This window comes from Myxococcales bacterium (genome assembly GCA_016712525.1).
Lineage (GTDB): Bacteria > Myxococcota_A > Polyangia > Polyangiales > Polyangiaceae > JAAFHV01.
Genome location: JADJQX010000008.1, coordinates 267,473 through 282,840 on the forward strand (window position 1 = coordinate 267,473; position 15,368 = coordinate 282,840).

The following is a 15,368-nucleotide window of genomic DNA, read 5'->3' on the forward strand; positions in this document are numbered from 1 at the left end:
ATCCTACGACCCCTTTCCTTTCGAGCACTTAGGGGCTCGAAGAGGCTCCTCGCGGGCCGAAGGCGTAGGGCTCAGACGCGCTGGGACACGGGCTTGTGCTCGTCCCGCTCGGGCACGATCACGCGCGCACCGATGGCCTTCATGGGGTGGGTCATGAGGCGCGCGCCGCGGTCGTAGGCGAAGTACGACCACGCCCACGTGAAGAGCACGACCGCGCGGCTCCGGAAGCCGATGAGATAGATGAGGTGGATGAAGAGCCACGCGAGCCACGCGAGGAACCCTCGCATCTCGACGCCCGCGGCGTACGCGATCGCGCGGCTTCGGCCGATGGTGGCCATCGACCCCTTGTCGACGTAGCGAAACGGCTTGGGGAGCGGCGCATCCGGCCCTCGGAGGAGGATCTTCGCCACGTGCCTCGCCTGCTGCATCGCGACGGGTGAGAGGCCGGGAAGCGGCTTTCCGTCCTGTTCGAGGTGGGCCATGTCGCCGATCGCGAACGCCCCGTCGGCGCCCGGGATGCGCGCGTGCTCGTCGACGATGACACGACCTTGACGATCGAGCGGGACCCCGAGCGAGCGCGCGAGCGACGTGCCCTGGACGCCCGCGCCCCACACGACGGTGCTCGCCTCGATGCGACCACGAGCCTCCTTGCCGAGGCCGGGGAGGTCGTCCTCGTGGGCCGACTCCCACGCGACGCCGTAGGGATCGATCCCCGTGACCTTGGTGCCCGTACGCACCTCGACGCCGAGCTCGCCGAGCTGCTCGACCGCGCTCGCCGACAGGCGCTCCGGGAAGCTCGCGAGGATGCGCGGCCCCGCCTCGAGCAAGACGACCTTGGCGTCACGAGGGTTGATCGAGCGAAATTCGTCGTTCAGGACGTACCTCGCGAGCTCGCTCACGGCGCCCGCCAGCTCCACCCCGGTCGGCCCGCCGCCGATGACGACGAACGTGAGGAGGCGCGTGCGGATCGCCGGATCGGTCTCGCGCTCGGCCCGCTCGAACGCGAAGAGCACCCGGTGACGGATCTCGAGCGCGTCGTCGAGCGACTTCAGCCCGGGGGCGTCGCCCGCCCATTCGTCGTGACCGAAGTAGCTCGTCCTCGCGCCCACGGCGAGCACCAGGGCATCGTACGCGATGGCTTCGCCGTCGACCGTGACGGACTTCTTGGCGAGGTCGACGGCGGTCACGTCCCCCAGCAAGACCTTCACGTTTTTGTGGGGCGCGAGCACGCCGCGAATGGGGGCGGCGATCTCGGCCGGGCTGAGCCCCGCCATCGCCACCTGGTAGAGGAGCGGCTGGAAGAGATGGTGGTTCTGCCGGTCGATGACCGTGACGCGGACGGCCTCGCCGCCGAGCTCCTGGGCGACGGTGAGACCGCCGAAGCCGGCCCCGACGACGACGACGTGACGATCGCGGTTCATGCGTGACCTTGTGACCTCTCGGGTGGCGCGACCGCAAGCTTTTCGACGACCACCGAGGCTCGCAGGAGAGCTCGGCCACGCCCGCGCTCCGGTTCTAGGGTCGTCGCGAGCGCGAGCAAGGGGAAACGGTCGCCCTCGCAAGGCCGATTTTCCGACCTCTTCACGCCGGAGACGGCGCGTCGTCACACGGGCCTTGCAGACTGCACTCACCTCGAAAGGAGGCGCCTCATGGGGATGGTCGAGACCTGGGTCGTGTTGTCGATGTCGTACGCGTTGCTCGTGGCGGTCCACAGGTTCGCGCCGGAAAAGGACGCCTGACCGGGCAGGTGCGCCGACTTCGCGGTAAAGTCGCGGGCATATGACGTCGCGTGGCTTTTCCCTCTTTGTCGCCGTGCTCGGTCTCGTGGCCCACACGGCCTCGTGCGCCGACGATCCCGTCGCCCCCCCGGACGCGAGCGCCCCCTCGACCGACGCGGGGCTCGAGGGCGCTGTCGCCACGGACGCCGACGCCTCCGAGCTCCCTCCGCTCTCGGACCCATGTGAGGGGGCTCCTGGCGTCTCGGCGGCCGCGGCGTGGCCGATGGCCGGGGGCTGCCCCGCCCGCCCCGGGACTCGCCCCCGCCTGCGTGGACCTTCGACGAGCGCCGTCGCCACGCTGGGCGACGTCACCGGCACCCCCACGGCCCCCGTCGTCGCGGCCGACGGCACCGCGATCGTCGCCACGTCCGACGGGCACGTCCTCGCCCTCCCTCGCGGAGGTGTCCCCCGGTGGGACGTCACGATCTCCGGCCCGGTCGACGTCGCGCCGGTGCTCGTCTCGGACGACGTCGTGCTCGTCGCCACCCGCGAAGGCCGTCTCCACAAGCTCGCCGTCGCGGATGGGCGCGCGCTCGGCTCGGAGGCCTCGGCGAACGCGCCGTCCTCGCTCCTCCCCTTGTCCGACGGCACCGTGGTCTTCACGGCCAAAGACTCGAACCTCCATCGGGTCTCGGTCGCGACCCTGACCACGGCGGGCCCGGACACCCCGGCGTTCGCGACGACGGCCCCTTCGCTCGAGCGGGGCGGCGCCGTGCTCGTCGCCGGGAGCGACGGCGTTCTCCGACGCTTCGGCCGAGACGGCGTCACGACCGACGTGTACCGAGCCCCTGCGCCGCTCACCGAGAGCCCCGTCTCTGGCTTCTCGGGGGAGATCTTGCTCGTCTCCTCGGACGGCGTGCTCCGCGCCGTGACCGCCGACGGCAAGCTCCGTTACGAGCGCGCCCTCGGCAGCACGGCGAGCGGCCCCCCCGCGGCGTCGCCGGACGGAAATGTGTATGTTGCAACCACGAGCGGAAAGGTGCTCGGCGTCGACCGCGCGGGCAAGGAGCTCTTCGCGTTCGAGCCGCTCGGTCGCCCCGAGGCGCCCTCGGTCGGAGCCGGCGGTACGGTCTTCTTCGGCGCCGAGGACACGAAGCTCTACGCCGTGCAGCCCTCGGGGAGGCTCCTTTTTGCCGCGTCGCTCCGCAAACGGGCGCTCGGCGCCCCGGCGCTCGGCAGCGATGGCGCCCTGTTCGTCGCGGCCCAAGGCTCGGTCATGATGGTGGGGCCGTAGCTCGGCGAGCCACGGACCGCGAGGCGCGGTGGTGGAGCCCCACGCCGGTTTTTCACGGCCCGAAGCGCACGGCGGTCGGCACGTTGGCGGCGTTGAAGCCCGTCAACGTCGCGATCGTGGCACCTCCCGCGGCGGCCCTCACGGCCACCTTGGCCGTCGCGCCGACCCCGTCGAAGGCCGCGTAGTGCTTGCCATCGCGCGTGTAGGCGATGGGACGGTCCCCGGTGTGAGGGACGAGGGTCTCGTAGTCGGCCCCGGTGGCAGCGCTGGAGAGCGTCACTCGGGCGCCGGACGACACCCCACCCTTCACGTACTGATCCCTATTGCTTGTAAAGTACACACGACCGTCGGGAAGGAACCCCGAGCTCTCGGCCGTGAACGAGCCGTTGTTCTCGCCCGTGGTGCCGTCGTGGACCGTGACGCATAGATTGCCGACGCACGTGGGCTCCTCTCGGTTCTGGGCGAACGTGAAGAAGCCCGCCCCGTACGACCTCGTGACGAGGACGGCGACGCCGGTGGTGGCGTCGATCGTGACCATGCCGTGGGCCTTCGAGGTGTTGTCCGGGCGACCCTCGAGACGCTCGGGGCCCGTGAGCAGCGATCCGTCCCACTTCCAGGCGTAGCGATCGAGGTCGGTGTGGAAGGCGGCGCTCGGGAGCTCCCGCACGACGGTCGGCGTTCCCCCTGCGAACGGCACCTCGACGATCGCGACGTCGTCGAAGCGCCCCCCACCCTGCCGAAGCCGTCTCACGTACCGCACCTTCGTCCCGTCGTCCGAGAATCGAGGCGCGCGTGCCCACGTGTCGGCAGGCACGGTCACTCCCCCGGCGAGGTTCGAAAGCTCGGCGAGGTGGAGCACGCCATCGCGCAGGATCGCGATCCGTTTGCCGTCAGGAGAAATGTCGAAAGGCTCGTAGTTTCCATCCGTTCCGTACGTCGCGAAGCCCGACCCGAGGCCCGGTCCGATCTCCGTGTGGGCATCGGGCGTGGCGAGGTCGAACACCCACATCTTGAAGGTGGTCATCACGTACGCGTGTTTCGGACCGGCGCCCGGAGCCGCGGAGTCGGTCGCCCCGTCGACGGCCGGTCCGGAGTCGGGTTTGGGCGGCGCGCTCGCGTCCTCTTGGGGCGCGACGACGGAGGAGTCGGTACCGGCGTCCCCGGGGGACCCAGCGGGATCGTCGGAGCACCCCCCGGCCAGCGCCAGCGGCAGTGCAAGGAGGAACAGCGCGGAAAAGCGAGCGGAGGCCATGCTCCCAGAGTACCGACTCGGACGGCACACGACGTGACGTTTGCGAAAGCCCGGGGCGCGCTACGCGCCGAGATCCCGCGCGGCACGCAGGTGACGGATCGCCTCGTCCCTGCGCCCCTCGAGCGCGGCCTTCCACCCGAGCTCGCGCGCGAGGTCGCCGAAGGTCTCCTTCGCGAGCGGCTCCTTCGCGGCGACGGCGATCGCGAGGATCCGCGCCGCGAGCTCCATCTCACCGGCGAGCCGGACCGAGCGCGCGATCGCCAGGCCCGAGCCCGACGGGAGCGGGGCGGCCCGCTCGACGAGCGCGCGGGCGCAGACACACGCCGCGCGACGTACGGCCTCCTCTTCGGACGAGAGCGCAAACCGCGTCACCTCCCACGCGGCACCGAGCGCCCCGACGTGCGCCTCTCGGGACCGCTCGGCCCAGGCGGAGAGGGCCGTCGAGGCGCGCGGTCCGTCACCGTCACGCAGCGCGAACGCCGCGGAAAGAATCAGGTTTTCGGGGTCTTTGGGCAGATCGGTCTTCGGCTCGAAGCGGCCGGTGGCGAGGTCGAGCGCGCGCATCGCGAGGCCCTGCGTGCGCGGCGAAGGAGATGCTTCCGCGAGAACGGCGAGGACCTCCTCGCGCACGACGGGCTCTCTCGCGGCGGCGGCGACGAGCCGAGGCCACGACCGGACGCGCGCCGAAAGACGCGCGGAGAGCGCCTCGTCGCGGAGCTTGGCGAAGACCGCGAGCACCCGGTCGAGCTCGAGCGCCGTGAGCGTGTCACCGTGACGATCGGCGTGAGCGCACACACGTGCGAGCGCCGCGTCGGCGATCCGCGGCGCCGCGCCGGAGACCAACCTGTCGAGCTCGCCGAGCCAGGCTGCGCGAACGAAGCGACTCGACGCGACAAGGCCGTGGTCCGAGAGAGCGAGCAGGAGCTCCGGGGGAACGTCCGAGAGCGTGAGCGCCTTCTCGACGGCGCGCGCCTCGGCCTCACGGCCCACGCCGTGGAGATGCAGCGCGAGGAGCGCCCCCGAAGACGCCGCGACCGGACGGTCTCCCTCGGCGGCCGCGAGGGACCTCGCCCGCTCGAGGGCCGTGGCCGCGGACGGCTCGCGAGCGCGGACGAAACAGCGCGCCAAGACGTACGCCGTTCGAGCTCGAGGGAATCGCTCGAGCTCGAGGGCCGCGAGGCCACGCGCAGCGAGCCCGAACCCTAGGCGCTCGAGCGCGAGCACGGTGGCGCGCGCTCGTGCGTCGAGGCGCCCCTCTTTGACCCCTGCGTAGAGCCCGACGAGCCCACCCATCGCCCCCTCGTCGCGGAGCGCGAGCGCGCACCCGATGGCCTCGAGGATGGCGATCCCGCGCGTCTCCGAGTCGGACGAGCCCTCGGCGAGGGTGCGGTAGGCCACGAGCCCCGCCGAAGGCCCCATCGTCCGAGCCACGCGCGACGCCGCGCCGAGGGCCACGTCTTTGGCGAGATCACCCATCATGGCGAGCCTTCATCCCCCTCCACGATCGGTCACCATCCCGATCTGCGGGACACGCTCGAGGGCCGCCTCGATGCGCTCGAGCTCGGCGCCGAGGGCGTCGGCCTTGCGGCGCGCCCCGTCGGGATCGGCCTCGTACGCCTCGAGCTCGGGGAGCTTCTTGCCGACCTCGTCTTGGAACCACGTCCGGATGCGAGAGAGCTCCGCGTCTTGGAGCTTGCGGAGATCCCCCGCCGAGGTGAGGGCGCACTCGTCGATGTCGGCGCGCACCCGCTCGGCCCACGCCGCGACCCGGGCCACGCGCGACCGGACGTACCCCGGATCGTCGAGCTTCATGGCCGAGAACTCCTCTTGCCACGCCGTCTCGAGCAGCGCCTGGACCTCGTTGAAGGCCCGACGCCAGGTGGTCGCGTCACGCGCGTCGTAGGCTCGCCTCGCCCGCGCGTCGACGTCGTCCACCCGCGCCTCCCACTCGGCTCGGGTCATACCGACCAAGGTGTCTTTCGTGCGGTAAATGAGCCGCCGGAGGCCGTCGAGGGCCTCTTCGTAGCGCGCGAGCGGCGGGGTCATCTCGTCGGCCGACGAGCCCGCCAGCTCGTCGATCAGATGCCTTAGCTTGCCCGCGAGCGCGTCGAGCTTGTCGGGGTCGGTGAGGGCGGCCTCGCGGATGCCTACGGTCAGCTTGTCGGCCTCGCGCTGGTACACGGCGGCGAGCCCGCCCCAGAGGTTCCGCTTCGCGCGCTCGGCCTCCTCGAGCAGCTTCTCGACGTCCGGGCGCGCGCTCGCGGTCTCCTCCGGGGTCACGAGCGCTTCGATCTGCGTCGGACCGGCGGTCGCCCGCGCTTCCATGCGCATTGACTCGTCGCACCGAAGCACCACCTCGACGGGCGTGCCGACAGGGAGCCCCTTCGGGACCTCGAGCACGAGCATCTTGATGGGCACGCGGTTCTGCAGGATACGAAGCACGACGCCGCCCGACTGATCGGCCGTGTAGAAGATGTGCGTCGCTTGGGTCGGGAGCCCCGTCCCTCGCGCCACGAGGACGCGCCTGTCGCGCCTGCCCCCTCGCACGACCTCGAGTGCGATGTCTTTGGCGACGACGGCGGCACGAGACAGCGCCGTCGGGCGCGGGCGCAAATCTCCCCTGTGGAGGGAGAGAGGGAGCTCCGCGAGCGGCGCGCCCATGGCCGAGGCGAACGCGAGCGTCACGCGCGTCTCTTCGTCCTCGCCGAGCGAGAGCTCGACCTTCGTCGGCTCCTTCGCCGGGAGCTGGACCTCCGCGAGCAGGTCCTCGCCGCTCCAGACCCCGAGGGTCTTCGCCTTCTCGGGAGCCCTCTCGGCGAAGAGCGCGACCTTGAGCTTGTTCCCGTGCGTCACGAGCGGGCCGTCGACACGCACGTTGGCGCCCGCGGCCTCGTCGCCGACGATGTGCCCTCCGAGGTGCGCCGCGTGGATGGCGGCGCCGAGCGCGACGCACGTGTCGACGTCGTCGCGGAGAGGCTCTTGCCCCTTGGTGCAGAGCGCCTCCTTCACCCTCCGAACCACCGCGGGCACGCGGGTGGACCCGCCCACGAGCACGACGTGATCGATGTCCTCGAGGCCCACCTTGGCGACCTCGAAGCTTCGCTCGAGCGCGCGGCGTGCGCACGCGATCGTGGTCTCCACGAGGTCCGCCACGAGCTCCTCGTACTCGGCCCTCCCGAGATCGGCCTCGAACGACACGCTCTCGCCGGCCTTGTCGACGAGCACGTCGCTCTTCTGCACGTGCACCACGTCCGTCGTCGAGAACGACTCTTTCACGTCCTGTGCGAGCGCGAAGAGGCGCTGGAAGCGCGCGCGATCGGCCACGTCACCGACGACATCGAGCTCGAGCGCGTACCCCTTCTTCACGAGCTCCTTTCGGAGGTGCTCGGCGTAGCGTCGGTCGAGGTCGTCCCCTCCGAGGAAGTTGTCCCCGTCGATGGCGAGCACCTGGTACTCACCGCCCACGCACCGGAGGACCGACACGTCGAACGTGCCGCCGCCGAGGTCGTACACGAGGAAGTTGCCGTCCCCGAGCTTGCGCTTCCACGTGTGGTAGATGGCGGCGGCGGTGGGCTCTTGGAGGACACCGATCACGTTCAAGCCCGCGATTTCACCCGCTTTTCGCGTAGCTTCGATCTGCGGTGCGTCGAAGTAGGCCGGCACCGTGATCACGGCGCGGGTGAGTCGCCGCGGCAGGGCGTCCTTCTCGGCCTTCTGGGCGAGGTGCTCCCGCATGCGCGTCACGAGCTCGGCCAAGATCTTCGCGGAAACCTCTTCGGGGAGGAGCTCGTGAGGCCCCACGGTCACGCGCGTGCGCTGGCCCATCTTGCGCTTGATCGACTCGACAGGCGGCTCGGCCGACGCCCGTCGCTGACGTGCCGCGTGGCCGACGACGAACCCCTTCCCGTCCCAGGCGACGGCGCTCGGCACGGTGCGCCGACCGAACTTGTCGGCGTAGAGGAGGATCTCGCGCTCGTGCGGGAGCAGCTCCGCGATCTCCGAGTTCGTTGTACCGAGGTCGATGCCGACGGGCCTGTCGATGAACATGACGCTTCTCCCGATCTCTTGGCTCACGAGGGCCGAGCGGCCCGAACTTCACTCTCTGCGCGGCAAAGGCGCCCGGGTCACGGCTCCTCGGCGAGTGCCGGGTCGGTCGCGTCGAGGGGGAGCTCGACAGGGGCCCGCCCCCCTTCGCTCACGAGCTCGCTCGCCGAGGGCAAGACGAGCAGGCGGGCGAGCGACATGGGCTCGGGCGCGGCGAAGGGCGTCCGCTTTCGCGGAGGCGGGGATCCGAGCGCCGGGCGTGTCTCCGGGTGGGCGAAGAAGGCCGCGCGCACCCGCTCCTCAGGGTTCAGGGTCAACGCGTCCCACGCCGAGCGGAGCGCCTCTCGCTCGGCCTCCGAGGCGTCCGCGACGAGCTCGCGGAACCGCTCGGTGATGGCTTCGGGGGTCGACGCGGGATCGATGCCGTAGCGCTCGAAGGGGTTCGCAGAGGGTTCGGTCATGGGAGCCTCGAGAGCATGCCCGTCTTCCGAGCCTCGATCGCCGCCCGCGCCTCGCGCGCGTCACGGCACGAGGGGAAGAGCGCCTCGGCCCGCTCGACCAGCGCGAGCGCCGCGCGGAGATCGGCGTCCGTCGCGAACCCTTGCACGAGCGCCTTGGCCTTCTGCGCGAGGTAGGAGGCGAGCACGGCGCGCCCGTTGCGGTGGGTCGGGCACACGTCGACCGCACGCTCGGCCACGGCGATCTGCCGCTCGAACGTCGGCACCACATTGGTGTAAAATACAAGAAACTGCGCGCACGCCGCGGCGTACGCCACGTTCGCTCGATCGCGTTTCGTGCGCGCGACGAGGCTCTCGACGAGCCTGAAGGTCGCCGTCGGCGCCCCGCGCGTCACCTCGTCGGGCGTGCCGAAGAGGCGCGCGAAGCCCTCCCACTCGCGCCGCCGCTGAAGCTCCCAGCACACGGGCTCGGCGCGCTCGACGAAGAACCGCTCGACGGCCTCGTCGCGTCCCACGTGCTCCCACACGGCCACGAGCCCGCGGAGCGCGTCGAGGCCCGCGGTCGTCAGCTCCCCGCGCGTCGACGCGTCGTCGAGCGCGTGGCCGATGCGCTCGGTCGCGAGGTCGATGGCCTCGGCCCGGAGCGCGTCGGCGCGGCTCGCGAGCTTCGTGACGAGCCCGGGCGTTGCCCCCGACCGCGCGAGCGCCGACCGGACCCGCGCGAGCGCCTCGAGCGCGAGACGCGACTCCGGCGTGAGGCTCAAGACCCCCTCGCGAGCGCGGCGACCGAGGCCTTCGAGCGGCTCGGCCGGCAGCGCCGTGGCGAGCCTCGTGACGTCGTCGCGCGACGCCTTCGGCCCGAGGCCCCGACGTACGAAGCCCTCGAGGTAGCTCGGGTGCGCGAGCAGCCCGAAGAACGACGCCAAAGAAGCCTCGTGGTGCACGAGCGCCCGCGCGGGCTCGCGGCCCTCGAGAGCGCCCGCGATACGCGCGTGATGGAGCCCGAGGTGATGAAGCACGACGGGCGGGTAGCCCACGAACGACGGCGGATGCGTGAGCCCGGAGAGCACGTCGAGCCTCGGGGCCTCGGCCCGCGTAGCCACGGCGAACGCCACGTCGGCACCGCCGAGACCTCGCAGGGCGTCGAGGAGCCCCGAGGCCCGGCTCGGCACGGGGACGTCGACCGCGGCCTCGAACCGCACGAGACGCTCGTACAGCGCTTCGTCCTCGAGGCGCGCGAGGAGGGCGTCGTCTTCCGGCCTCTGGGGCATGCGCCCGAATGATGCCAAAGGACGCCGCGTTGCACGAGCGAAGCGTGCCCTGCCCGCGTACGAACCCGGGCGGCGCGCACGGAATTACGCGCCAATCGAGGGGCAACGGGTGTGGAAATCGGCCCCGATTCGTGCAAAGAGAGCCGCGGCGCGGGCGGGCTCGGCCGCACGCCAAAGGAGAGTGCCCAAGTGACGTCCACGCAATCGCAGATCGAAGTCTCCTACGACGTCTCGAACGAGTTCTTCCGCCTCTGGCTCGACGAGAAGATGCACTACACGTGCGCCGTCTACGACGCCGAGAACGACACGCTCGAGAAGGCGCAGGAGAACAAGAGCCGCATCCTCTACGAGCTCGCCGAGATGTCCAAGGACAAGACCATCCTCGACATCGGCTGCGGGTGGGGCGCGAACCTCGAGTACGTCGCGAAGCGCGGGGCCAAGGCCGCCCACGGCGTCACCCTCTCGCCCCTCCAGACCGAAGAGATCCAGGCGCGCAACCTCCCCGGCGTGAAGGTCTGGTGCAAAGACTACAAGGACTTCGTCGCCGAGGAGCCCTACGACGCCCTCGTGTCGATCGAGATGGTCGACCACGTCGTGTCCCCCGCGCAGGCGGCCAAGGGCCTCGCCGTCGATCTCTACCGCGACTACTTCAACAAATGCGCCGAGCTCGCGAAGCCCGGCGCGCACTTCGCGTTCCAGAGCATCCTGCGCAATCGCGTCCCCCGAAACCGTAAAGATCTCGAAGACTTGCGCTTCACGGCGGACGTCATCTTCCCCGGTGGCCTCAACGCCCGCATCGAGGAGCTCATCATGGCCTTGAACCCGCACTGGGAGCTCAAGGAGCTCTACATGCGCCGCGAGGACTACGGCAAGACGACCGGCGAGTGGCTCCGCCGCCTGCGGATGAACGAGCGCAAGATCCGCGACACGTGGGGCGACCAGGTCTTCGTCGACTACGAGCGTTACCTCGACACCTGCGTCCGCGCGTTCGCGAACCACTGGTCGGGCGACGTGCAGATGAAGCTCCGCCGCATCGGCTGATCCGTCGACGCTCTCTCGGCAGCGGGCCCGGCTCCTTCGTGGAGCGCGGGTCCGTTTCCGTTTCGGCACGTCGCCTTCGTTCGAGCGCCCCGCGCTTCCCCCCGCCTGGCTCGTCTGGAAAGATACGCGGGTGGGACCGTTCCGTCAGGGCAAGCCGCTGAAGCTCCCTACCCCTGAGCTCGACGCGTACGAGGCCGAGCTCCGCGCGCGGTCGCACCGCAAGGTGACCTACGCGGGCATCGGCGTCGTCGTGCTCACCCTGCCGCTGCTCGCGGTCCTCTTCCAGGCCATCGTGCCCGACCTCGTCTACAAGGTGCAAAACCCGCTGCACACGCCGTCGCCCGCGGTGGTCGAGAGCGGGCGAGCCACCATCACCCGCCTCCGGGAGAGCGCCGCGCGCGAAGAAGAAGCCATGCAGAAGGGCGTCGCGGCCGCCGCGGCGAACGGCACCGAGGCGCACCCCGAGCTCGGCCGCTGCCCTTACTCCCACGAGCCGAACCGCGAGAAGGGCTTCTTTGCCCGCGCGACCTACGCGCGCCTCGGCGATCCGAGCCTGTGTTTGCCCTGCCGCGAGCAGCGCTCCCGCGCCGAGACCCTCGAGAAGAGGCTCGTCGAGCGCTCACGCGACAAGGAGCTCGACGCGAAGGTGAGCGCCGAGATCGCGCGCGCCGAATCGGTCGGGCGCTACTCGGTGGTGCTCGCCGTCGACAAAGAGGCCGCGCCCCACGGCACGCCCCACGTCGACTTCATGCCGGGGCTCGTCGAGGGGCGCACCTTCGTCTGGGACACGAAGACCCACGCCGTCGTCTGCGCCGGCCACGCCCGCGCCGAGAGCTCCGACACCATCGACTACACGTACACGACGCAGAACGGCTTCGCGACGAACGCCGCGTCCGAGCTCAAACGCGCCCTCGACGAAGACCTCCGCCTGCGCACCGAAGAGGCCGTCGCCTCGTCCCTACGGTACCGCGCTGGGCCCAAAATCTTCGAATGAGCCCCTCCGCCAAAAAGCATCGCCGGCGATGCCTCGAAGCATCGCCGGCGATGCCCGGCTCTCTCCCCTAGAAACACGAAGGGCCCAGAGCTGCGAGGCTCGGGCCCTTCGACATGTCACAGGAGGACGACGCTCAGCCGGTGGGCTCCCAGGGGACGATGATCATGAGCACGCCGACGATGAGGCCGATGACCAGACATGCACCGAGGCCAGCGCGGGCCCACATGGGGGCGGGGCTCCCGTCGGCCGAGCGCTTCGGCTGACCCGTCACGACGAGCCACAGACCACCCCACCAGAAGATGGCGCCGATCGTGTAGAGGTACGGGTAGTAGAGGTGGAGGACGAAGATGAGGATCGAGTTCAGGATGGCGAAGAGCATCCCGAGACCGACCATCGCGCCGCCGACCTTGCGGGGCGACTCGAAGCCCTTCCCCTGAACGACCGCGGCCATCAGCGCGTCCTTCGAGAAGTCGCTCCCGCCGAGGTTCACGCCGCCGATCGTCGGAGCCTGGAAGCTCACGCCGCCGATGCCGATCTGCATGTTGCCCTGGCCGCCCGTGGGCTGCTGCGGAGGCGCGCCGAATCCGGGCTGAGCGCCGGGCATTCCGGGCTGCTGAGGCTGACCGTAGCCGCCGGGCATCGCGCCGGGCTGCTGGCCGAACTGGCCCGCGTTCGGGTCGAAGCCAGGCTGACCGCCGAACCCTTGCTGGGGCATGCCGGGCTGCTGGGGAGGCGCGCCGTAGCCGCCGGGCATCGCGCCGGGCTGCTGGCCGAAGCCGGGCTGCTGCGGCTGGCCGAACCCAGGCTGCATGCCGGGCTGCTGGCCGTACCCACCGGCGTTCGGATCGAAGCCGGGCTGCTGACCGTAGCCAGGCTGCTGCGGCTGACCGTAGCCGCCGGCGTTCGGATCGAAGCCGGGCTGGCCACCGAAACCGGGCTGCTGCGGCTGGCCGGGGAAGCCGGGCTGCTGCGGCTGACCGTACCCGGGCTGCTGCGGCGCACCGGGCTGCCCGTACGCGCCACCGGGCATGAGCTGCGTCTGCCCGAAGTTGGGCTTCTGTCCAGGACCAGGGGGGAAACCGTTGCCGCCGGGGGGCTGATTCATGGGTGAGATCCTACCTTGCTTCGGTATTCGTGGGGGAAGAACCGTACGCGACGACGAGGCGCCTTGGAAGCGCCTCGTCGAAGGCTCGAATCGGGCGCCCGAAAAAGTGGGTACCCCATCGAAACCATTCACATTTCGTTCGACGATCCGGCGAGCCCCGTGAGGGTCAGAAGCCGCACGTCTCGCCCTTGTTCTGCTCGTCGAGGAACGCCGCGAGCGGCTTGAAGTACTCGAGCATCGCGGTCGCGTCGGCGCGCGTCTCGCCCGAGAGCACCGCGAGGGCCTCGGGCCACGGCTTGCTCGCCCCGAGCGCGAGCATCGCGCGGAGCTTCGCGCCCGCCTCTTTGTTGCCGAAGATCGAGCACGTCTCGAGCGAGCCCTTGTGCCCCGCCGCGCGGCAGAGCGCCCTGTGGAACTGGAACTGGTAGATCCTCGCGAGGAAGTACCGGAGGTACGGCGTGCTCCCCGGCACGTGGTACTTCGCGCCCGGATCGAAGTCGTTCTCGGAGCGTGCGCTCGGCGGCGCGACGCCCTGGTAGCGCTGCTTCAGGTCCCACCACGATTTGTTGTAGTCTGCACGGGACGTCTTCCCGGAGAACACGTCCCAGCGCCACTTGTCGATGAGGAGCCCGAACGGGAGGAAGGCCACCTTGTCGAGGGCCATCTTCATCTGCACGTTGAGCTTGGCCTTGTCGTTCGCGGGCACCGTGTCGAGCAGGCCGATGCTCTTCAGGTACTCGGGCGTGACCGACAGGGCGAGCGTGTCGCCGATGCCCTCGTGGAAGCCGTCGTTCGCGCCCTGCTGAAAGAGCGCCGGCAGGCGGTAGTAGTAGTGGAAGTAGTAGTCGTGCCCGAGCTCGTGATGGATCGTGATGAGGTCGTCCTCGGTGGGCTCGATGCACATCTTGATGCGGAGATCGTTCGACCACGTCACGTCCCACGCGCTCGCGTGGCAGACGACGTCACGGTCCTTCGGGCGCTGGAAGAGCGAGCGCTCCCAGAAGGTCTGCGGGAGCGGGTCGAGCCCGAGCGACGTGAAGAACGACTCGCCGACCTTCACCATGCCCTTCGCGTCGAGCACCTTCGTGCCCTTCACGTCCTTCTCGAACTTCTTCTTGAGCTTCGAGTCGACGTCGAGCGAGCCCTGGCCGGGGAAGGCTCGACGATGTCGTAGATGCCGTCCCACTGCTGCGCCCACATGTTACCGAGCAGGTGCGCCGGGAGCGGCTTGCCCGCGGGCACCTTCTCTTTGCCGTATTTCGCGCGGAGCTTCTTGCCCACGAAGCAGTGGAGCTTTTGGTAAAGGGGCTTTACCTCGGTCCACAGGCGCTCCACGTCGGACTCGAGCTCCGAGGGGCGCATGTCGTAGCCCGAGCGCCAGAGCGCTCCCATGTCCGCGAAGCCGATCTCGCGGGCGCCCTTGTTCCCGAGCTCGACGTAGCGCGCGTACTTCTCGCGCATGGGCGGGGCGATCTGGTGCCACCCATTCCACGCCTCTTCGAGCTCCTCGGGCTTGCGGCTCTTCTTGAGGATACGGGAGAGGTCGTCGAGGGTGAGGCACGCGGCGCCGGGGCGCTTCGGGCAGTACTTGCCCTTCCCGTAGGTGCTCGTCATCGACGCTTGGATCTCGGCGAGCTCGCGCCGCTCGTTCTCGTTGTCGGGAGCGGGCACGACCTGCGAGAGGCGCAAGAGATCGAGCTGCCTTCGCGCGTCCGGCTCGAGCTTCAGGCCGTCGAAGCGCTTCGCCTCGAGGATCTTCTTCGTCACGTAGCCGGCCGTCGCCTCTTCGCCGGCCGCGCCGAGCGCCTCGGTGTCGTCGGTGATGAAGTTCTGGTTCACCCAGCCCGCGCGATCCCGCTGGATCCACAGACGGCGAAGGTCCGAGTCGATCTCGGCGAGGAAGCGTCGCGCGTCCTCCGGGGTCGCCGCGGCCGACGCCGCCGCGCCGGCATCGCCGCCCTGCGCCTGTGTGTGAGGCGACTCGGGGCAAGGCACGACGGGCGCGGGAGCTTCACCTCCGCACGCGGCGGCGAAGAGGACCGGGGCGAGGAGGGAGAGAGACGTGGCGAGCGTACGCATCCGGTTCACGAGGAGCTTCCTTTTCGTAGTGGCGCGCGTCGCTCGGGAGAGCGTTCGAGCACCGAGGACCGAGAGCCCACGAGCCGCGCGTGTGCGGGGCCATGGGCGCGGG

Annotated in this window: 10 protein-coding genes and 1 pseudogene; 3 read left to right on the forward strand and 8 right to left on the reverse strand. The window is 70.3% G+C overall.

What is annotated here, in order from left to right:
- Positions 1-71 precede the first annotated feature (71 nt).
- Positions 72-1,421, reverse strand: a complete 1,350-nt coding sequence (locus tag IPK71_30580; protein ID MBK8218097.1) for an NAD(P)/FAD-dependent oxidoreductase — start codon at positions 1,419-1,421, stop codon at positions 72-74.
- A 358-nt stretch (positions 1,422-1,779) separates the two neighbouring features.
- On the opposite strand from IPK71_30580, the gene IPK71_30585 reads away from it, so the two are divergent.
- On the forward strand, positions 1,780-3,012 hold the full coding sequence (locus IPK71_30585) for a PQQ-binding-like beta-propeller repeat protein (protein ID MBK8218098.1): 1,233 nt from the start codon (positions 1,780-1,782) through the stop codon (positions 3,010-3,012).
- Between the two features lie 52 nt (positions 3,013-3,064).
- Here the strand turns inward: IPK71_30585 and IPK71_30590 are convergent, their stop codons facing one another.
- The 5 genes from IPK71_30590 to IPK71_30610 form a co-directional block, all read right to left on the reverse strand.
- Positions 3,065-4,264, reverse strand: coding sequence for a PD40 domain-containing protein (locus IPK71_30590; GenBank protein ID MBK8218099.1), 1,200 nt, complete (start codon positions 4,262-4,264; stop codon positions 3,065-3,067).
- 60 nt (positions 4,265-4,324) lie between these two features.
- Positions 4,325-5,743 (reverse strand): hypothetical protein, encoded by a 1,419-nt coding sequence (locus tag IPK71_30595; GenBank protein MBK8218100.1) that lies wholly within the window; start codon positions 5,741-5,743, stop codon positions 4,325-4,327.
- Positions 5,744-5,752: 9 nt separating this feature from the next.
- Positions 5,753-8,311, reverse strand: coding sequence for an Hsp70 family protein (locus IPK71_30600; GenBank protein MBK8218101.1), 2,559 nt, complete (start codon positions 8,309-8,311; stop codon positions 5,753-5,755).
- Between the two features lie 77 nt (positions 8,312-8,388).
- On the reverse strand, positions 8,389-8,769 hold the full coding sequence (locus IPK71_30605) for a hypothetical protein (GenBank protein MBK8218102.1): 381 nt from the start codon (positions 8,767-8,769) through the stop codon (positions 8,389-8,391).
- On the reverse strand, positions 8,766-10,037 hold the full coding sequence (locus tag IPK71_30610; GenBank protein ID MBK8218103.1) for a hypothetical protein: 1,272 nt from the start codon (positions 10,035-10,037) through the stop codon (positions 8,766-8,768). Before IPK71_30610 ends, IPK71_30605 begins: the two co-directional genes overlap by 4 nt.
- A gap of 189 nt (positions 10,038-10,226) precedes the next feature.
- Between IPK71_30610 and IPK71_30615 the strand changes: the two genes are divergently transcribed.
- On the forward strand, positions 10,227-11,078 hold the full coding sequence (locus tag IPK71_30615) for a class I SAM-dependent methyltransferase (GenBank protein ID MBK8218104.1): 852 nt from the start codon (positions 10,227-10,229) through the stop codon (positions 11,076-11,078).
- 130 nt (positions 11,079-11,208) lie between these two features.
- Positions 11,209-12,072 carry a hypothetical protein gene (locus IPK71_30620; protein ID MBK8218105.1) on the forward strand — a complete coding sequence of 288 codons (864 nt, stop codon included), beginning with the start codon at positions 11,209-11,211 and terminating at the stop codon, positions 12,070-12,072.
- A 133-nt stretch (positions 12,073-12,205) separates the two neighbouring features.
- Here IPK71_30620 and IPK71_30625 read toward each other — a convergent pair whose 3' ends face one another.
- Both IPK71_30625 and IPK71_30630 read right to left on the reverse strand, forming a co-directional pair.
- Complete coding sequence (locus tag IPK71_30625) at positions 12,206-13,177, reverse strand: hypothetical protein (GenBank protein MBK8218106.1); 972 nt, start codon at positions 13,175-13,177, stop codon at positions 12,206-12,208.
- A gap of 166 nt (positions 13,178-13,343) precedes the next feature.
- Positions 13,344-15,256 (reverse strand): annotated as a pseudogene (locus IPK71_30630) (M2 family metallopeptidase).
- Positions 15,257-15,368: the final 112 nt, after the last annotated feature.